This is a genomic window from Pseudoxanthomonas sp. USHLN014 (genome assembly GCF_037153335.1).
Lineage (GTDB): Bacteria > Pseudomonadota > Gammaproteobacteria > Xanthomonadales > Xanthomonadaceae > Pseudoxanthomonas_A > Pseudoxanthomonas_A winnipegensis.
This window is the reverse complement of record NZ_JBBCKO010000002.1, coordinates 32,002-50,698: the sequence shown is the minus strand read 5'-3', so window position 1 is coordinate 50,698 and position 18,697 is coordinate 32,002. Positions and strand designations below refer to the sequence as shown.

At 69.6% G+C, this 18,697-nt stretch carries 17 protein-coding genes; 4 read left to right on the top strand and 13 right to left on the bottom strand.

Annotated features, from left to right (window positions below):
• Positions 1-18 precede the first annotated feature (18 nt).
• Complete coding sequence (locus WFQ05_RS04225; protein ID WP_337052804.1) at positions 19-957, top strand: glycosyltransferase; 939 nt, start codon at positions 19-21, stop codon at positions 955-957.
• Here the strand turns inward: WFQ05_RS04225 and WFQ05_RS04220 are convergent.
• Complete coding sequence (locus tag WFQ05_RS04220) at positions 908-2,500, bottom strand: hypothetical protein (RefSeq protein ID WP_337052802.1); 1,593 nt, start codon at positions 2,498-2,500, stop codon at positions 908-910. The two genes, WFQ05_RS04225 and WFQ05_RS04220, sit on opposite strands and share 50 nt — an antisense overlap.
• Before the next feature lie 144 nt (positions 2,501-2,644).
• On the opposite strand from WFQ05_RS04220, the gene glmU reads away from it, so the two are divergent.
• From glmU to WFQ05_RS04205, 3 genes are all read left to right on the top strand, one after another.
• The gene (gene glmU / locus WFQ05_RS04215; RefSeq protein WP_130530479.1) at positions 2,645-4,012 is read left to right on the top strand and encodes a bifunctional UDP-N-acetylglucosamine diphosphorylase/glucosamine-1-phosphate N-acetyltransferase GlmU; all 1,368 of its coding nucleotides are present in this window, start codon (positions 2,645-2,647) and stop codon (positions 4,010-4,012) included.
• Positions 4,013-4,015: 3 nt separating this feature from the next.
• Entirely contained in the window at positions 4,016-4,537 is a 522-nt protein-coding gene (locus tag WFQ05_RS04210; RefSeq protein WP_337052800.1) for a GNAT family N-acetyltransferase, read from the top strand.
• A gap of 217 nt (positions 4,538-4,754) precedes the next feature.
• Positions 4,755-5,207 (top strand): RidA family protein, encoded by a 453-nt coding sequence (locus WFQ05_RS04205; protein WP_337052799.1) that lies wholly within the window; start codon positions 4,755-4,757, stop codon positions 5,205-5,207.
• A gap of 166 nt (positions 5,208-5,373) precedes the next feature.
• Here the strand turns inward: WFQ05_RS04205 and WFQ05_RS04200 are convergent, their stop codons facing one another.
• The 12 genes from WFQ05_RS04200 to WFQ05_RS04145 all read right to left on the bottom strand — a co-directional run bounded on the left by WFQ05_RS04200 (position 5,374) and on the right by WFQ05_RS04145 (position 18,636).
• Positions 5,374-6,699, bottom strand: a complete 1,326-nt coding sequence (locus WFQ05_RS04200) for a HAMP domain-containing sensor histidine kinase (protein WP_337052797.1) — start codon at positions 6,697-6,699, stop codon at positions 5,374-5,376.
• Entirely contained in the window at positions 6,696-8,036 is a 1,341-nt protein-coding gene (locus WFQ05_RS04195; protein ID WP_130523784.1) for a sigma-54 dependent transcriptional regulator, read from the bottom strand. Before WFQ05_RS04195 ends, WFQ05_RS04200 begins: the two co-directional genes overlap by 4 nt.
• 97 nt (positions 8,037-8,133) lie before the next feature.
• Positions 8,134-8,490, bottom strand: a complete 357-nt coding sequence (locus tag WFQ05_RS04190; protein WP_337052795.1) for a hypothetical protein — start codon at positions 8,488-8,490, stop codon at positions 8,134-8,136.
• Positions 8,491-8,536: 46 nt separating this feature from the next.
• Positions 8,537-9,004, bottom strand: coding sequence for a nuclear transport factor 2 family protein (locus WFQ05_RS04185; RefSeq protein WP_337052794.1), 468 nt, complete (start codon positions 9,002-9,004; stop codon positions 8,537-8,539).
• Positions 9,005-9,108: 104 nt separating this feature from the next.
• Complete coding sequence (locus WFQ05_RS04180) at positions 9,109-9,546, bottom strand: hypothetical protein (RefSeq protein ID WP_337052793.1); 438 nt, start codon at positions 9,544-9,546, stop codon at positions 9,109-9,111.
• 29 nt (positions 9,547-9,575) lie between these two features.
• Complete coding sequence (locus WFQ05_RS04175) at positions 9,576-10,817, bottom strand: FtsX-like permease family protein (RefSeq protein WP_337052791.1); 1,242 nt, start codon at positions 10,815-10,817, stop codon at positions 9,576-9,578.
• A 2-nt stretch (positions 10,818-10,819) separates the two neighbouring features.
• Positions 10,820-12,133, bottom strand: coding sequence for an ABC transporter permease (locus tag WFQ05_RS04170; protein ID WP_337052790.1), 1,314 nt, complete (start codon positions 12,131-12,133; stop codon positions 10,820-10,822).
• A gap of 34 nt (positions 12,134-12,167) precedes the next feature.
• Positions 12,168-13,385, bottom strand: coding sequence for an FtsX-like permease family protein (locus tag WFQ05_RS04165; protein WP_337052789.1), 1,218 nt, complete (start codon positions 13,383-13,385; stop codon positions 12,168-12,170).
• Positions 13,386-13,501: 116 nt separating this feature from the next.
• Positions 13,502-14,818: an ABC transporter permease gene (locus tag WFQ05_RS04160; RefSeq protein ID WP_306993774.1), complete on the bottom strand. Its 1,317-nt coding sequence runs from the start codon at positions 14,816-14,818 to the stop codon at positions 13,502-13,504.
• Between the two features lie 15 nt (positions 14,819-14,833).
• On the bottom strand, positions 14,834-16,081 hold the full coding sequence (locus tag WFQ05_RS04155; protein WP_337052786.1) for an FtsX-like permease family protein: 1,248 nt from the start codon (positions 16,079-16,081) through the stop codon (positions 14,834-14,836).
• Positions 16,078-17,385 (bottom strand): ABC transporter permease, encoded by a 1,308-nt coding sequence (locus WFQ05_RS04150; RefSeq protein ID WP_337052784.1) that lies wholly within the window; start codon positions 17,383-17,385, stop codon positions 16,078-16,080. The genes WFQ05_RS04155 and WFQ05_RS04150 overlap by 4 nt, the downstream gene beginning before the upstream one ends.
• Positions 17,386-17,400: 15 nt before the next feature.
• Positions 17,401-18,636, bottom strand: a complete 1,236-nt coding sequence (locus tag WFQ05_RS04145) for an FtsX-like permease family protein (RefSeq protein ID WP_337052783.1) — start codon at positions 18,634-18,636, stop codon at positions 17,401-17,403.
• Between the last annotated feature and the right edge of the window lie 61 nt (positions 18,637-18,697).

Below are 18,697 nucleotides of genomic sequence, written 5' to 3'. Positions count from 1 at the left end.
TCCTGCCATGGAGGTCAGGTGCGCGTCGCCATTCTGATTCCCTGTTTCAACGAAGCCACCACCATCGCCAAGGTGGTGGGCGATTTCCGCGCGGCCCTGCCGCAGGCGGAGGTCTGGGTGTTCGACAACGCCAGCACCGACGACACCGCCCAGCTCGCGCGTGCGGCCGGCGCGCAGGTGCGGCGCGTGCCGGCCAAGGGCAAGGGTAATGTGGTGCGGGCGATGTTCCGCGACGTCGAGGCCGATGCCTATCTGATGGTCGATGGCGACGACACCTATCCGGCCGGTGCGTCGGCGGCGCTGCTGGAGGGGGTGTGGCAGGGGCGCGCGGATATGGTCGTCGGCACGCGGCTGGAGGATTTCCAGCATGCTTCGTTCCGCCGCTTCCATGGCATCGGCAACCAGCTGGTGCGACGGTGCGTGGCGATGCTGTTCGGCAGCCCCGTGCGCGATGTGCTGTCCGGCTACCGGGCGTTCTCGCGGCGGTTCGTCAAGTCGATGCCGGTGCTCTCGCATGGCTTCGAGATCGAGACCGAGATGACCGTGTTCGCGCTGAGCAACGGCTTCGTGCTGGCCGAACGGCCGATCGCCTACGGCGTGCGCCCCGACGGTAGTCAGTCCAAGCTGAGCACCTACAGGGACGGCGTGCGCGTGCTGCGCACGCTGCTGTTCCTGTTCAAGGACATGCGGCCGCTGCTGTTCTTCGGCGGCGTGGCGGCGCTGATGGTGCTGGCCGGACTGGGCTTTGGCAGCGTGGTGATCGCCGAGTTCAGCCGCACCGGGCTGGTCACCCATCCCTCGACCGCGGTGCTGGCGGTGGCGCTGACGCTGGTGGGCATCGTCTCGCTGGCGACCGGGCTGATCCTGGATACGGTCAACCGCCGTGCCAACGAGATCCAGCGCCTGATCACCGACCAGCTGGTGGGGCAGCGCCCGCCTGCGGACACAGCACGCTGACCTCACGCACCCGCTGCAGCGGACACAGTTCCAGTGGGCGCAGCGAGTCGGCCACGGGTTGGCACGCACCCGCCTGCGTCAGGCCGTAGCGCGTGTACTCGCTGGCGACAGGATCGTCCAGGTCAGTGCTGACCTCGCGTAGCAGATAGAGCGCGCCGCGGTGCTCGCGGATGCGGGCCTCGGCGCGGGCCTGCAGGGCCGTGCAGACCTGAGGTTGCATGAAGTTGTTGGCGACCGAGATCGCCGGGACCGACGGCGGCAGGAACGCCACTGCGTGCCCCAGCGGGGAAGTGCTCGAGATCACCACCAGCGCTTCCTTGTCCATGGGCGGGAAACGCACCTGCACCATCGGTGTGGTGAACGGATGCGTGCGGCCCCAACTGGGTCGCTTGGTCAGGCCGATCACCAGCGCCAGTCCGAGGATCAGCACGAAGCGCGGCCAGCGCTTGGGCAGGAACGCGGTCGCCGCGCCCGCCAGCGCGATCGCGCACAGCAGCTCGACCGCGATCAGATAACGGTAGATGCCGTACAGCCTGGTCCAGACGACCAGGGTCACCAGGCAGAACAACAACAGCAGCGCCACATCGCCGCACGCACGGCGCTGCCTGCGCTGCACGAAGAGCGTCAGGCCCATCGCCAGCAGGCCCAGCAGGATGCGCGGATCGGCCAGCCTGGCCTCGGAGAAATGGAAGCCACGCTTGGTGAACTGGAACACCGTCAGCCAGGCATCCAGCCCGTGCGGGATGAAGCGCGCGTCGTTGTAGGCCACCGCCTGGGCGTGGGGCGACTGGAAGACCTGGTTGAAGTACGGGAACAGCGGATTGCCGAAGGTCTGCCACAGCACCCAGGCCCATGGTCCGCCGGTCACCACGCCGCCGAGCAGGCCGCCGACCGCCACGGCCAGCACGCGCAGCGGTGCCTGGCGCAGGGGGCCGGCCAGCAGGGCGACAGCCCCCAGTGCGACGCAATAGATGACGCCCGTCAGCTTCAGGCCGGTGGCCAGGCCCAGGATCAGCCCGGCAGGCAGCCAAGTCTTCCACAGGTCGGCCCGCTCGCGCGAGCGCAGCACCCACCACAGCGCCCCGGTCGCGCCGGCGGCGATGAGGGCGTCGTTGAACGTCGAGCCGACGCTCGGGCCCACGGCCGCCCCGGTCAGCGCCAACACGCCGGTCAGCACCAGGCGCATGCGGCTGCGCGCCTGCGGCCAGCAGCGGTCCAGGAGGCGCAGGGCGAAGAACAGCGCCAGCAGCGAGGGCAGGCTCAGCCAGAACGCGATTAGCCAGCCCGGCCAACCGGCATGCACCATCCACACGAACGGCAGATCCGCGGCCGGGTTGTGCCAAGTCTGCAGCTGCGCGGCGGCGATGTCCTGCGTCAGGCGCCCCTGCAGCAGTGCCGAGCCGGTGTAGAGGTGGTAGTTGCGCAGGTCCCAGTTGCGGTCCTGACCGTTGATCAGCGCAGTCAGCAGGGTCAGCAGCGCGGCCAGGCCGAGGGTGAACTTCCAGGGCAGCGCCGGGGCGGCTGGCGAGCGGGATTCGGACAAGACGATCTTCCTTGAGGGTTGCAGCCTGCAGACGCGCGATTATCGCAGGCGAGGCGCAGCACTGCGCGCGGCCGGCACGCTGTGACGTGAGCGCGGGCCGGGACGATTAGAATCCTTCACCATGTCTTCCATCGACCCATGCCCATGACGCTTCCCCTGCACGTGATCATCCTGGCCGCCGGCGAGGGCAAGCGCATGCGCTCGGTCCGGCCCAAGGTGCTGCAGCCGATCGCGGGCCGGCCGATGCTGGCGCATGTGATCGATACCGCGCGTGCGCTGCAGCCCGAGGCGATCCACGTGGTCTACGGCCATGGCGGCGAGGCGGTGCGCGAGGCCTTCGCCGACCAGCCCGACCTGCAGTGGGCCGAGCAGGCCGTGCGCCTGGGCACCGGCCATGCCGTGCAGCAGGCGATGGAACAGGTGCCCGACGCGGCCACCGTGCTGGTGCTCTATGGCGATGTGCCGCTGATCCGCGCCGACACGCTGCTGCGCCTGCTGCACGCGCCGGGCCGCCTGGCGGTGCTGGTGGCCGAGCCGGACGATCCGAGCGGCTACGGCCGCATCGTGCGCGATGCCAATGGCAAGGTCGGCGCCATCGTCGAGCACAAGGACGCCGACGACGAGCAGCGCCGCATCCGCACCATCAACACCGGCATCGTCACCGCCGAATCGACGGCGCTGCATCGCTGGCTGGCGCAGCTGTCCAACGACAACGCGCAGGGCGAGTACTACCTCACCGACATCTTCGGCATGGCCGCGGCCGAGTTCACCCCGGCCGAGATGGTGCTGGTCGCCGACCCGCTGGAGGCCGAGGGCGCCAACGACCCCTGGCAGCTCGCTCAGCTTGAGCGCACCTGGCAGATGCGCCAGGCCAAGGCGCTGTGCCTGGCCGGTGCGCGGCTGATCGATCCGGCGCGCGTGGACCAGCGCGGCACCGTGCGCGTCGGCCTGGACGTGCAGATCGATGTGGACGTGGTGCTGGAGGGCGAGGTCGAACTGGGCGACGGCGTGCAGATCGGCCCCTTCGTGCGCCTGAAGAACGTCAAGCTGGGCCCGGGCACCGAGGTGCGCGCGCACTGCGACCTGGAAGGCGTGGTCACCGAGGGCGCGGTGCAGATCGGCCCGTTCGCACGGCTGCGGCCGGGCACGGTGCTGGCCGACGGCGTGCATGTCGGCAACTTCGTGGAAACCAAGAACGCCGTGCTGGGCGTGGGCACCAAGGCCAATCACCTCAGCTACCTGGGCGACACGGTCATCGGCAGCCGCACCAACGTCGGCGCGGGCGTCATCACCTGCAACTACGACGGGGTGAACAAGTTCACCACCACCATCGGCGACAACGTATTCGTCGGCAGCAACAGCGCGCTGGTGGCACCGATCTCCATCGGTGATGGCGCCACCCTGGGCGCCGGCTCGGTCATCACCCGCGACGCACCGGCCGGCGAACTGACCCTCGCCCGCGCCCGCCAGCAGACCCTGGAAGGCTGGACGCGGCCGGTCAAACGCAAGTAAGCCGTGGCCGGTTGCATCCGTGCGGCGCGCGCGCAGGAACTGGCGCTGCTGCCGGGCATCGAGCGCCGTGCTGGCGCGTTGCTGGAAGGGCATGTGGCGCAGGCCGTGTTCGCGGCGCATGCGCTGGATCAGGACGCGTTGCGCGACGGCCTAGCGCGCGGTCAGCTCTGGGTGGCTCAGGACGAGGACGGCGCCTGCGCTGGGTACCTCCTTGGTGGACAGCTGGACGATGGCTTCCACGTGCAGCAGATGGATGTGGACCCGCGTTACGCGCGTCGCGGCCATGGTCGCGCGCTCCTGCGGCATGCGCGCGCGGCCGCGTTGGCGGCCGGCTTCCCCTGCATGCTGCTGACCACGCTGCGCGATGTGCCGTGGAATGCGCCCTTCTATGCCAGCGAAGGCTTCGTCGAGCTGCCGCCTGCGCAGTGGGGAGCGCAGCTGCGCGCGACGCTGCAGCAAGAGGCCGCGCTTGGTTTCCCGATGCAGCTGCGGGTAGCGATGCGCTGTGCGCTATCAGCGGACTGAGCAGCCGAGCCGTCGGACCAGCGCGCCGCCGTTGTCGCCTCCTTCAATCCTTCCAATCGCTCCCTGCTAGAAGCGGCACTGGTCTTGGGCCAGCAACACAGGTAAGTTCGCTAGGCGTTCAATGGGAGGCGTTGCGCGCAACGCGGTGCGAAGGCCGGTGCCCCGGAAGCGGCGCCGGCGTGCGCATCTTCCGCTCCTTGCCCCTGGAACCCGACCCATGACGCCGTCACGCCTTCTGCTGTGCAGTACCGCGCTGTTGACCCTCTCCGTGTTCGCGCCCGTCGCGTCGGCCGCGGATCTTGAATACTTCAGCCCCGCCGGCAGCAAGGCGCCGTATGCGGCGGCGGTGCGCGCGGGCGATACGGTGTATGTCTCCGGCCAGCTGGGTGTCGATGCGGAGGGCAAGCTGCCGGACGCATTCGACGCCCAGGCGCGCAACACCATGGCCAATGTGGCCAAGGCGCTGCAGCGCGCCGGGCGGTCGATGGACGATGTGGCGCGCTGTACGGTCATGATCACCGACATGGCCAACTGGTCGACCTTCAATGCCATCTACACCGCGGCGTTCAAGCCCGAGCGGCTGCCGGCGCGCAGCGCGATGGCGGTGAGTGCGCTGCCGATGAAGGCGCTGCTGGAAGTGGATTGCACGGCGTACGCCGGGAGCCGCTGAGGGGAGCAGGCGGGAGCAACTGTCTCCTCAGATCTCCGTAGAGCGGAGCTTGCTCCGCTGGGGCCTTTCCCACGCACCGAACAAAGAGCAGCGAAGTCCCCAAAAGGGGATTGCCACAAGCTCCGCTCTACAGGGAGGAGCCGCTCCAATCCACGTCAGCAACGGATCAGGTGGTGGGCAGGTGCAGGGTCACGCACAGGCCGCCGCCTTCGCGGTTGTGCAGGGCGATGCGGCCGTCGTGGGCCTCGATGATCTCGCGGGTCAGCGCCAGGCCCAGGCCGGTGCCGTTGCGCTTGGTCGAATAGAACGGCACCAGCGCGTTCTGCAGCACGGCCTCGTTCATGCCGCCGCCGCGGTCCAGCACTTCCACGCGCACCTGGTTGCCCAGCGGCAGCACGCGCACGGTGACCTGGGCGGGATCGCCGCCGGATTCGTGCGCGTTCTTGACCAGGTTGAGCAGGGCCTGGCCGAACTGCGCCGGGTCGATGCGGCTGTGCGTGTCCTGCGCATGGCCTTCGATATTGAAGCCGATCTGCTGCTGTAGCCCACGCAGGAAGGCGCCCCATTCGATCGCCTGCTTCTGCGGCTGCGGCAGCTTGGCGAAGCGCGCATAGCCACGGATGAATTCCTCCAGATGCCGCGCGCGTTCCTCGATGGTGGCGAATACGTGCTCGAGCTGGTCGTGGCGGCCGCGCCGCACCAGTTCGCCGCCCGAGTGCGCCAGCGAGGCGACTGGGGCCAGCGAGTTGTTGAGCTCGTGGCTGATCACGCGGATCACCTTCTTCCAGGTCTGCACCTCCTGGCGGCGCAGTTCGGTGGTCAGGCGCCACAGTTGCAGCAGCTCCTGCTGGCGGCCGTTGAGCTGGAAGCGGCGCCGCGCCAGGTGGTAGATCTGTTCTTCGCCGCCTTCCTCATCGGCCGGTACGGCGAACAGGCTGTCCCCACCGCGCTGCAGGGCCTCCACCAGTTCGGGCTGGGCCTGCTGCAGCAGTGGCTCGAACGGCTGGCCCTCCATGCGCCGCCCGCCGTAGAGCAGTGTGCGCGCGGCGAGGTTGGCGAACACCACACGCATGCCGCCATCGCCACCGGGCGCCAGCAGCAGCATCGCCACCGGCGAGTGCTGGACCATGCTGTCCAGCAGCAGCTCGCGCTGGGCCAGCCCCTGGCGCTGGCTGCGCAGCACCTGGCCCAGTTCCTCGTGCGAGGTCACCAGGCCGGCCAGTTCGTCGTGGCCCTGCCAGTGAATGCCGAAGTTGAACTCGCCGTCGCGATAGCTGTTGACCGAGCCGGACAGCGCGCGGAACAGCGACTGCACCGGCGCCAGCGCCTGGTGCAGCATCCACGCCGCTAGCGGCAGCAGGAGCGCGGCGCTGATCACGCCGACCAGCCAGTCGTCCTCAAGCCACTGCCGCAGGGTCAGCGGCAACGCGATCGCCGCCACGCCCAGCGGGATCAGCCACAGCAGCAGTCGGCCGGCGAGCGAGTGCTTCATGTCGGGCTCTTGATGCCGTGGCGCTCCATGCGCCGGTACAGGGCCTGGCGGCTCAGGCCCAGCTCGCTGGCGGCCTGGGCGATGACGCCGCCGGCGCGGGCGATGGCCGCTTCGATCTGGGCGCGGTCGGGTTCGTGGACCGGCGCGTGCGTGCGAACGGGCGCGGTGGCGACCGGCAGATTCAGGTCGGCCGCCTCGATGTGGGCGCCGGGGCTGAGCAGGCTGGCGCGTTGGATCACGTTGCGCAGCTCACGCACGTTGCCGGGCCAGGGGTGGCGCAGCAGCGCGGCGCGCGCCGAGTCACCGATGGGCTTGTCGGCGAAGTGCGCGGCCAGGGGCAGGATGTCGCCGGGGCGGTCGGCCAGCGGCGGCAGCGCCAGCTCGATCGCGTTGAGGCGGTAATAGAGGTCTTCGCGGAACGCGCCGTCGCGGATCATCGCCGGCAGGTCGGCGTTGGTGGCGCTGATCACGCGTACGCGCACGCTGCGCTCGCGGTTGGAGCCCAGACGCTCGAACTTGCCGGTCTCCAGCACGCGCAGCAGCTTCATCTGGCCGGCCAGCGGCAGGTTGCCGATCTCGTCCAGGAACAGCGTGCCGCCGTCGGCCGCCTCGAACTTGCCTTCGCGCGCCTTGTTGGCGCCGGTGTAGGCGCCGGCATCGGCGCCGAACAGCTCGGCCTCGATCAGCTCGCTCGGCAGCGCGCCGCAGTTGAGCGTGACGAAGGCGCCATGGCGTACCGCGGAGTTGGCCTGCACGATCTGCGCGATCTTCTCCTTGCCGCTGCCGTTGGGGCCGGTGATCAGCACCGGCAGGTCGCTGCGCGCCACCTGGCAGGCCAGCGCCAGCACGCGCTCGCTGGCCGGATCGTTGAACACCACGCCGCACAGGTCGTACTTCTGCTCCAGCTGCGCGCGCTGCAGGCGATCGCGCGCGCGGCGGCGGTCCAGTTCGGCGCGCGCCTCGGACAGCTCCAGCAGCGTATTGACCGTGGCCAGCAGGCGGCGGTCGTCCCAGGGCTTGCCCATGTAGTCGGCCGCGCCGGCCTTGACCAGTTCCACCGCCGCTTCCAGGTGCGTCCACGCGGTCAGCAGCACCACCGGCAGATCGGGATGGCGTGCGCGGATCTGCGCGAACAGCGCCTGGCCCTCCTCGCCGCTGGTGGTGTCGGCGGAGAAGTTCATGTCCTGGATCACCAGGTCCACCGCCTCGCGTTCCAGCAGCGCCAGGCCCTCTTCCGGCGTGGCCGCGTGCAGCGTGCCGATGTCGTGCAGCGAGAACAGCACGTTCAGCGCCGTGGCCACGGCCGGGTTGTCGTCGATGATCAGCAGAGTGGGCATGGTGGAGCGAGAAGTGAGTGGGTGGAGCGAGGAGTGAGGAACAAGCGGGGGCGCGCGCGGGGATCAGTGTTTTGACTCACGCCTCACCCCGCTCCGCTCACTGCTGCCTCAAGGCCTTGACCGTGGCGCCGCCCTGGACCAGCAGCAGGTGGCTGACACGGTCGGCCGCGTCGAAGGCGAACTCCACGCGCGCGGCCTGGCCGTCGGTGTGGAACGTGGTTTCCGAATCGGCGATCAGCGTCGTGGTCGACCCGCCCTCGGGCTGCAGCTTCAGCACGTTGCCTTCGCGCCACACGCGCAGCGCCAGCTTGTCGGGTGTGACGTAGCGGCCGGTGTAGCCGTCCAGCGTGTCCTGCGAGATCAGCACGCCCTGGCCCGGCGCGGTCTGTGGCGCGGCATGCAGCGGCGCCGCGCTCATGGCGGCGGCAAGCAGGAAGCGCGCAGGCAGGCGCATGGAGAGCGTCCAGGAACGGGAACGGAGCCAGATCATGGCATGCGGCTCACTGGCTGCGGTGGCCATAGCTCAGCACGCGGGTGATGGTCCACTGGCCGTCGTGCTGGCGCCAGACAATGACGAAGTCCGCCAGGCCGTCGCACTGCTGCGATCCGGCCTGGCAGAAGCGATGCTGGCCCTGTTCGATCGCGCCGAAGTCCTTGACCGGATAGACCTTCAGGCTGCCGGGCACCAGCTGGCGCGTGTAGCGGCCACAGGCATATTGCTTGGTGTTGGCCAGCATCGCATCGCGCGTCCAGGTCACCCCGCCGGTGTCGTGGTAGAACTCCACGGCCGGATCGAAGTACGCCGCGTGCCGCGCCAGTTGCGCCGGATCCTGGCAGCGGTTGAACGCATCGAAGACCTGCGTATCGAGCGCGCTGATGGTGGCTTGCAGGGAGGCTTCCGCGGCCGCCGCGCCGGTCGGCTGGCTTGCCGCGAGGGCCAGGAACGCGCTCAGGATGGTGGCCTTCATTGTCAGACTCCTGTCCGGGAACCAAATTGGGTGCAGCTTAACGCGCAGGCCTTGGTGCAGCCGGGCGTGCGGGGCAACGATGCGGTGCATGTGAAGTACGCGCATCAGCGGATGGGGGCTGGCGGCGGCGGAGGGGGCGGCGGAGGCGGAGGCGGCGGTGCCAGGTCGGCGATCTCGCCGCCGGAGAGCTGCACCACGCGCACGCGTCCGTCGATCCCGCGGACCTGCAGGACCACGCTCTTGCCAGGCCGAGCGCGCAGGGCCGCCAGCCACTGGCGGACGCTGCGCACCGGCGTGTCACCGACCCGGGTCACCACATCGCCCGCCTGCAGGCGCAACGTGTTGGCCTCCACTACGCGAACGCCGTCGGCGCCGTCGGCGCCGTCGCGCAGGGCCAGGCGCCGGCCATCGCTGTCCCAGGTGAGCGAGCTGTCGTCGACGCGCAGATGACTTTCGTGGTGGCTGGAACGGTCGGCCGGAGCGGCGAGCGCCGCGGGCGCGGCGCAGGCCAGCAACAGGGCGAGCAGGACAGGGCGTGGCATGGTCAAGGTTTCCTGGAGATGGACATGGCTCACCCGCCCCGCGTGGCGATGGCCGGCGGCACACGCGTAGCGCGCAGGGCCGGACCCAGCACGGCGAGCTGGCCCAGCGCCCACAGCAGCGCTGCGCCGATGGGCAGGTAGAACAGCGGCAGGCGGTCCAACTCGTACTGGCGCATCAGCAGCTGGTTCAGGCCATAGGCCAGCAGCATGCCCAGCACGACGCCGGCGCCGACGATCAGGAAGTTCTCGGCCTGGAAGTGGCGCAGGATGTCGCGCCGCGTGGCGCCCACGGCCCGGCGGATGCCGATCTGTCGCGTGCGCTGGCCGACCCAGAAGTTGGCCAGGCCGCCGATGCCCAGCGCGGTGACGAACAGCAGCGCCAGCGAGGAGGCGAGCAGCAGGCCGAGCATGGTGGTGTCGCGCTGGAAGTAATCGTGGCGGATCTGGGTGTACGTCCGCTGCCCGTCCTCCGGGATCAGCCTGACGGGTCCTGCCTTGTCGAGTGCGACGGCGGCGGCGCGCAGGACACGCTGGCGATCCTGCGGTGCGCTGCGCAGCACGTAGGTGCTGGAGATCCCCGCGCGGCTCCGCGCGGTCAACATCACCATATGGTCGTCCACGCCGATGCCGAGCACCGGGCTCAGGATGTCGTCGATCATGCCCACGACGGGGACGGGGCCCTGGAAGCCATAGAGCTGTTTGCCCACCGGACTTTCCCCGGGCCACAGGCGCTGGGCGAGGGTGCGCGAGACGATCACGGCGGTGATCTTGTCGGCCCCGCGCTCGGTGGCGGTGAAGTCGCGGCCGGCCCGCAGGCGCAGCCCCAGCGTCTCCAGCATGCCGTCCGATCCGCTGTAGATCGACATCGAGATGCAACCGGCGATGCCCTCGGTGCCGCGTGCGGCCTTGGCCCGATCCAGATCCGCCTGCGAAGTGCAGGCGCCCGACATGTCGATGTTGCTCGATAGCGGCAGGCTGCCGTCGTCGATCGCGGCGGCGGCCTTGACGCCATCGAGGGCGCGCAGCGCCGCCAGGTCGGTGCGTTGCTGCGCGGCGGCGTTGGTCGATTCGTCCACGCCGCGCGCGGTCACCACCGACAGTTCATCCTCCACCAGGCCCGAGGGCGTGGTGATGCGCTGGATGCGCTCGACCAGCAGGAAACCGGCGTTGATGACGATGGCGCAGGTCAGGGCGACCTGCAGCGTCAGCAGCATGGCCGTCAGGCGGTGATGGCGCAGCGCCGAGAGAATGGGCTTGAGCGGCAGGGCCATGGTCAGACTGCCTTGATCTGCAGGGCGGGGGAGATGCGGCTGGCGCGCCAGGCCGGGATCAGGCCGGCCAGCAGCGTGGCGACGATGGCCAGCGCCACCGAGGCAACCAGCATGCTGGTATCCATCTGCGCGATCCGGGCATAGCCGTCCGGGCGCTGGCGCACGCTCCACAGGCCGAGCTGAGCCAGAACGCTTCCCAGTACACCGCCGGCCACGCCGATCAGTGCCGCCTCGCAGCCCAGTTGCAGCAGGATGTCGGACGCACGTGCACCGAGCGCGCGCCGCACGCCGACCTCGCCGCCGCGCCGCAGGAATTTGGCCAGCAGCAGCGCGACGATGTTGACCAGGCACACGATCAGGAAGCCGATCGCCAGCCACAGCTGCAGCTGCACCTCGGACGGCACCAGCTTCTTGTGGCCCAGCCAATCCATCAACGGATAAAGCCTTGCGGTATCCGGACCGCGCTGGAAGCGTCCGCTGGCATGCTCCTGGGCCGCGTAGTCGTGCAGGAAGCGCCGGTAGTCGGCGACCTGCTGCGGCGTCTCCAGTTCCACCCACATCTGCAGCCAGGTCATGCTCGGCGAGCGCAGCTGGTCCTGCATGTCGGTCTCGGCCCAGCTGGCCCGGTTGCCCGAGACGTCGAACTTCAGCTCCATCGCCGTGGACAGCGGCAGGAAGAAGTCGTCGGCCTCGCCGAACGACCGGCCGCCGCCCAGGTCCAAATAGAAGCGCGGCTGCGGCGACCAGGGCGCCGCGACACCCACGATGCGGAAGGCCGTGTCCTTCAGGCGCACGCTGCGGCCCACCACGTCGGTGCTGCCGAACAGCTTCATGGCCAGGTCGCGTCCCAGCACCACGACGCGGGCCTGCTGCGCGTCGTCCGCCGCGGTCCAGCCGCCGCCGTGTTCCAGAGGCACGCCGAACAGGTCGAAAAACTGCCAGGTGGTGTAGCGCCCGCCGTGTTCGGTAGGGCGACCAGCCGCGTCCAGCGGCCAGACCAGCAGCCCGCCGCCGGCCATGACGGCCTGGCGCGCGGGCTTGCCCTGGCGCAGCAGGGCCATCGCGTCGGGCCAGGTCAGGTTGTCGGCCGGATTGCCCCAGGTACTCTTCGGATAGTCCGCCGGCAGCGGATCCAGCGTGGGATAGAACAGCACGCCGCTCTTGGCCGGAATCGGATCCTGCGTCATGACATGCAGGACCGTCAGCATGGTCATGCTCGCACCGATGCCCAGGCCGATGGCGCACACCATCAGCGCGGTCATCACCGGTGTGCGGCGCAGGCTGCGCAGCGCCAGGCGGAGGTAGTAGGCGATCACGTTCGGACTCCTTGCCAGAGGCGGTGCGCCGGCATCACGCCGAGCGCGTGGCGATGGCCGGCGGCACCGCCGCGGCGCGGCGCGCGGGCCAGAGCACCGCGATCTGTCCGAGCAGCCACAGCAGCACCGCGCCCACCGGCAGGTAGATCAGCGGCAGGCGGGGCAGTTCGTACTTGCTCATCAGCAGCTGGTTGATGGCGTAGGCCAGGACCATGCCGAGCACGATGCCGAGGGTGGCCAGGATGAAGTTCTCGGTCTGGAAGTAGCGCAGGATCTGGCCCTTGGTCGCGCCCAGGGCGCGGCGCACGCCGATCTGGCGGGTGCGCTGGGCGACCCAGAAGCTGGCCAGGCCGACGATGCCCAGCGCGGTGACCACCAGCAGCGCCGCGCTCACCGCCACCAGCAGCCAGGCCATGGCGCGGTCGTTGCGATAGTAGCGCGCACGCTTGTCTTCCATCGTGCCGGTGCCGCTCTTGCTGATGATGCGGGTGGGGCCATGCGAGGCGATGACCCGCTGGGCCTGCGCCAGCACCGGCGCGCGCTGGGCCGGGTCGTGCACGCGCAGGGCATAGGTGCCGCCATCGCTATAGGTGACGCGCGAGGGGAACAGCATGCTCATGTCGTACTCGGCTGCCGGCGCCCCGCCGTCGCGCGGCCTGGGCAGATGCTCGACGATGCCGACGATCCGGTGCGGCTTGTTGCCGAAGACGTAGATGGACTGGCCGACCGCGCCCTGATCGGGGAACAGGCGCTGGGCCAGCGCCCGGCTGACGATCACCGACGGAATCCAGCCGTCGCCGTCGTCCACGTACTCCGACGCGGCGAAATCGCGGCCTTCCAGCAGGCGCAGGCCGAGGGTCTTGAGCCCGTCTTCGGACACCATGTAGTTGGTCGTGCTGAGAGTCGAATCCTCCTGGTCCGGGCGCAGCTTGATGCCGCTCATCCACACCGAGCTTCCGAACGGGATCTGGTTGACCACGGTGGCCGAATCCACACCGGGAATGGCCCGCAAGCCGTCCAGATCGGCCCGGGTGACGGCCTTGGCCTCCTCGTCCTTGGTGATGCCGTTGGCCTTGACGAACACCAGATGCGTCTCGTCGAACCCACTGGGCCGCTGCATATGGTCGAGCCGATTGCCGATCAGGAACAGCGCGTTGCACACGATGGCGCAGCTCAGCGCGATCTCCAGCACGATCAGGGCGGCGGCGGTCTTGTGGCGCAGCAGCGTGGAGAGGATGGGGCGGATGTCCATGGGAGGCCTGTGCGGGAAGTGAGTGGAGAGAAGTGAGGAGTGAGCGGTAGAGGAGGAGTTCGGAGCGTCTGGCCTTTGCCTTGCTCGCGTCTCACTGCTCCGCGCTCACTCCTGTCTCACTGCGTTTTCAGCTGGATGGCGGGGGTGACCTGCATCGCCCGCCAGGCGGGCAGGACGCCGGCGATGAGGCTGCTGGCGATCGCCAGGACGAAGGTCGCCAGCAGCATCGGCAGGTCGAGGCGGGCCAGGTCGGCGTAGTCGGTCGGCTGATGGCGTACCGCCCACAGGCCCAGCGTCGCCAGCCCCAGGCCCAGCACGCCGCCGGCCAGCCCGACGGTGCCGGCTTCGATCAGGCACTGCAGGAAGATGTCCTTGCGCGTGGCGCCCAGTGCGCGGCGCACCCCGACCTCGCCGCCGCGGCGCAGGAACTTGGCCAGCAGCAGCCCGACGGTGTTGAGCAGGCACACGCCCAGGAAGCCCAGCGCCAGCCAGGCCTGCAGACGCACGTCGCTGGGCACGACCTGGTTGAAGTCCAGCCAGGTCATCACATCGCTCAGGCGCACGTTGGTGGGCCGCTGGAAGCGGCCTGCCGCGTGCTGGCGGTCGGAGTAGTTGGTCAGATAAGCGCGGTAGTCGGCGACCTTCTGCGGGGTGTCCAGCTGTGCCCAGTACTGCAGCCAGGCGCACGGCTGGTTCGGGCCGGTGGCGCCTTCCGGATCCTTGTCGTCGCCGTCGCCCCAGCAGTTCATGTTGCCGCTGCTGCCCCAGTGCAGATCGCGCGAGGTGGAGAACGGCACGTAGATCTCCTCCGACTCGCCGTTGTAGCGGCCGTTGGTGAGGTCGTAGAAGCGCGGGTTGGGATTCCAGTCGCCGACCACGCCGATCACGCGGAAGGCGGTCTTGCCCAGCTGCAGCGTGCGTCCGGTCGGGTCGGCGTTGCCGAACAGCTTCTGCGCCAGCGCGCTGGACAGCAGCACCACCCGCGCCCGCGCCGCATCGTCCTCGCCCGTCCACGCCCGGCCCTGCACGACGGGCACGTCGAACATCGGGAAGAAGTCGGCCGAGGTGAAGCGCGCCTCCAGCACGAACGGCGTCAGCCCGGGCGTGTCCGGCTCGATCGCCACGCTGCCCGCGCTCATCACCGCCTGACGGTCGGCGCGCTTGTCGCGCAGCAGCGTCTCGGCGTCGAAGCGGGTCATCTGATCCAGCGGATCGCCACCGGGCTTGTAGCCGGCCATCGGCCGCGGATCCATCTGCACGTAGAACAGCTTGTCGCTCTTGGCGGGAATCGGATTGCCGGACAGCACGTGGAATACCGTCAGCGTGGTCATCGACGCGCCGATGCCCAGCGCCACGGCCAGCACCATCAGCGCGGTCAGCACCTTGTTGCGCCGGAAGCTGCGCAGGGCGAGGTTGAAGTAGTAGGCGAACATGGGCTCTCCGGAGGGTCAGGCGCTGCGGGTGGCGACAACGGGCGGGATGGAGGCGGCGCGCAGGGCCGGGCCGAGGACGGCGAGCTGGCCCAGCAGCCAGACCGCCACCACGCCGGCCAGGACGGTCTTCGCGTCGAGGCGGTCCAGTTCGTAGTGCTGCATCAGCCACTGGTTGAGGACGAAGGCCAGCAGCGCGCCGACCGCCACGCCGCCGCCGACGATCAGGAAGTTCTCCAGCTGGAAGTAGCGCAGGATGTCGCCGCGGGTGGCGCCCAGCGCGCGGCGGATGCCGATCTGCTTGGTGCGCTGCTGCACCCAGAAGCTGGCCAGTCCGCCCACGCCCAGTGCGGTGACCGTCAGCAGGATGCCCATGATCGTCAGCAGCATGCGGTTGGTGGCCGCATCGTTGCGGAACTGCTGCTCGCGCAGGCTGGTCATGGGTTCCACGCGCTGCTGCACATGACCGGGGTTGGCCTGCTGCATGGCGCGGGCCGCCAGCGGCAGGACCTGGGCCAGCTGCCCGGGCCGGCTGCGGATCATGTAGCCGCCGCCCAGGCCCTCGCCGGCCACGCGGAACTCGGTCAGCACCGCGTCGGCGTCCTCGGCGCGGCCGGTGATCGCCGCGCGCACCGGCGCCATCACGCCGACCACGCGCAGGCTGACCGGCGTTCCGAAGACATTGGCGTGCAGGATCTGGCCGATCGCCGACTGGCCCGGGAACAGCTTCCCGGCCAAAGGTGCGGTCAGCAGGGCGGGCATCTGCCGGCTGGCCGAAGGCGTGGTGGCCGGATCGCCCGCCAGTTCGGCCACGCCAGGCAGTTCGGCGTCCTGGATATCCCGGCCTTCGACGATGCGCACCCCTAGCGTGCGGTTGAGCCCCTGGCTGCCGGCGAACACATACGCCTGCGCCAGTGGCTGCTGCGCATCGACGCTGCCGAACAGGCCAATGCGATCCACTCGCCAAAGTGGCGGCCCGCCGTAGGCCGCCGACATCACGCCGGGCACGGACTGCAGCGTGGCCAGATTGCTGCCGGCGGTGCCGGGGTTGTCCGCGCCGATCACCCCGATGCTCTGGATCAGAGCGATGTCGGACTCGGGGACGCCGGTGGGCGTGCGGGCGCGCTGCAGATTGCCCGAGACGATGAACACCAGGTTGCACAGCACGGCCAGGGTCAGGGCGATTTCCAGCGCCAGAAGCAGGGCGGCGGCGCGATGGCTGCGCAGCGCGCTGAGGATGGGCCGGACGGTATCGAAGAGACTCATAGCGACTTCACCTGCAGGGCGGGGGCGATGCGCGACGCACGCCAGGCCGGCCACACGCCGGCCAGCACCGCCGCGGTGACGGCGATGAGCAGGGCGACGACCAGCATCTGCGGGTCCAGGTGCACCGAAGCGGCGTAGCTCATGGGTTGCTGCCGCACCAGCCACAGGCCGAGCCAGGCCAAGGGCAGGCCCGCCGCGCCACCCAGGGCGCCGATCAGCGCCGACTCGGTCATGCACTGGGCGAACACCGCCCTGCGGCTGGCGCCGAGCGCGCGGCGCACGCCCACCTCGCCGGCCTTGCGCATGAACTTGGAGACCAGCAGGCCCACCGCATTGACCAGGCACACCAGCAGCACGCCGAAGGCGATCCAGGTCTGCATGCGCACCGTCGGCGGCACCACACGCTTGTAGTCCAGCCAGTCCACCAGGCCACGCAGGCGCACGTTGGGCGCGCGTTCGAACCGACCCAGCTGGCGCTGCTGGGCGCTGTAGTTCTCCAGCGTCCTGCGATAGGCCGCCGCCTGCGCCGCATCGTCCAGCTGCACCCAGAACTGGGCCCAGGTGCAGTTCGGCGTCTTGGGATCGTGCAGCCCGTTGCCGCCCTGGCCCCAACAGGCCATCGGCCCGTAGCCGTAGTCCTGGGGCAGCTCCAGCCAGGTGAAGAACGGCATGTACAGCTGCGCGGCCTTGCCGAAGGCGCTGGAATTGAGATCGTAGAAGCGCGGCTGCGGGTTCCAGTCCTCGATCACGCCGATCACGCGGAAGTTGCGCGTGGCGATCACCAGCGTGCGCCCGACGCTGTCGGCGCCGCCGAACAGCGCATCGTTGAGCGAACGGGTGATCACCACCACCTGCGCGCGCCGGTCGTCATCGGTCTGCGACCAACCCGAGCCATGGACGAAGGGAATGTCGAACATGGCGAACAGGTCGGCCGTGGCCGCGCGCGTGTCGCGCATGGTCAGCGGGCTGCCGGCCGCATCCAGCCGCGTCGGCAGCCAGTTGGCGCTGGTCAGCACGCGCCGGCTCGCGCCCGGCAGCGCATACAGGTTGACCGCGTCCTGCCAGGACAGATCGTCCGGCGGTTCGGGGTCGGCACCGGGCAGCTGCGCCGGACGCGGGTCGACCTGCGGGTGATAGAGCACGCCACTGCGCGCAGGCAGCGGATCGCCGGAGAGGTTGTGCAGCACCGTGAGCATCGTCATCGACGCGCCGATACCCAGCGCGATGGCCAGCACCATCAGCGCGGTCAGCACCTTGTTGCGCCTGAAGCTGCGCAGGGCCAGTTGGAGGTAGTAGGCAAGCATGGCGTCGTCCCTGGCTCAGGCGCTGCGCGTGGCGATCGCCGGCGGCACCGCCGCGGCGCGACGCGCGGGCCACAGCACGGCCAGCTGGCCCAGTGCCCACAGCAGCAGCGCGCCGACGGGCAGGTACCACAGCGGCAGGCGCGGCAGCTCGTAATGGCGCATCAGCAGCTGGTTGAGCGCATAGGCCAGGCCCATGCCCAGGACGATGCCCAGGGTGACCAGCAGGAAGTTCTCGATCTGGAAGTAGCGCAGGATCTGGCCGCGGGTCGCACCCAGCGCGCGGCGCACGCCGATCTGGCGGGTGCGCTGCGCAACCCAGAAGCTGGCCAGGCCGATGATGCCCAACGCGGTGACCAGCAACAGCAGCGCGCACAGCGCCAGCAGCAGGCCCATCATGTCGCGGTCCTTGCTCATGTAGTCGCTGCGCCATTCGTCGTAGGTCTTGCTGTCCATGATCAGGCGGTTGCTGGCCACGCGCTCGAGCGCGGCCACCGCCTGGCGCAGGATCGGCGCACGCTGGGCCGGGTCGCGGACCCGCAGCACGTACAGGCCGCCGTTCTCGTAGGGGGTGCGCACCGGGATCAGCATCGAGTAGCCGGTGTCGCCATTGACCGTGTTGGGCCGGCGCAGCCGCTCGACCACGCCGACGATCAGCATCGGCACGTTGGCCATGTAGACCTTGCGGCCGACCGCGCTTTCGCCCGGGAACAGCTTGTTGGCCGCCTCGTGCGAGACGATCAGCGGCATCGTGCGCAGCGGCACGCCTTTGTTGCCGTCCACCTGCTTCATCAGCTCGGACCAGTCCATGTATTCGTCCGCCGCGAAGTCGCGCCCCGCCGCCAAGCGCAGGCCCAGGGTCTTCAGCGTGCTCTCGGCGCCTGTATAGAAGGCCGCGCTGAGGGTGGGGATCTTCTGATCCGGCTGCGTGGCCAGCGAGGAGTTGTTGGAGCCGCGGCGGAACGGCAGCTGATTGACCAGCGCCACGCTGGCCACGCCGGGGATCGCGCGCAGGGCGCCCAGGTCCTGCTGGGTCAATGCGTCGACATCGGTCTGCGGGCCCACGCCGCTGAGCGAGACGGTGACCAGCTGCTGCTCGTCGATCCCGCTGGTCTCGCGCAGCGCCTCCCAGCGCTGGCCGACGATGAACAGCGCGTTGCAGATGATCGCGCAGGTCAGCGCGATCTCCACCACGATCAGCGCGGCGGCGGTCTTGTGGCGGCGCAGGGTGGACAGGATGGGGCGGATTTCCATGGGAGTCCTGCGGCTGGCTAAGTGAGTGGTAAGGAATGAGGAGTGAGTCGGGGAGGAGGCG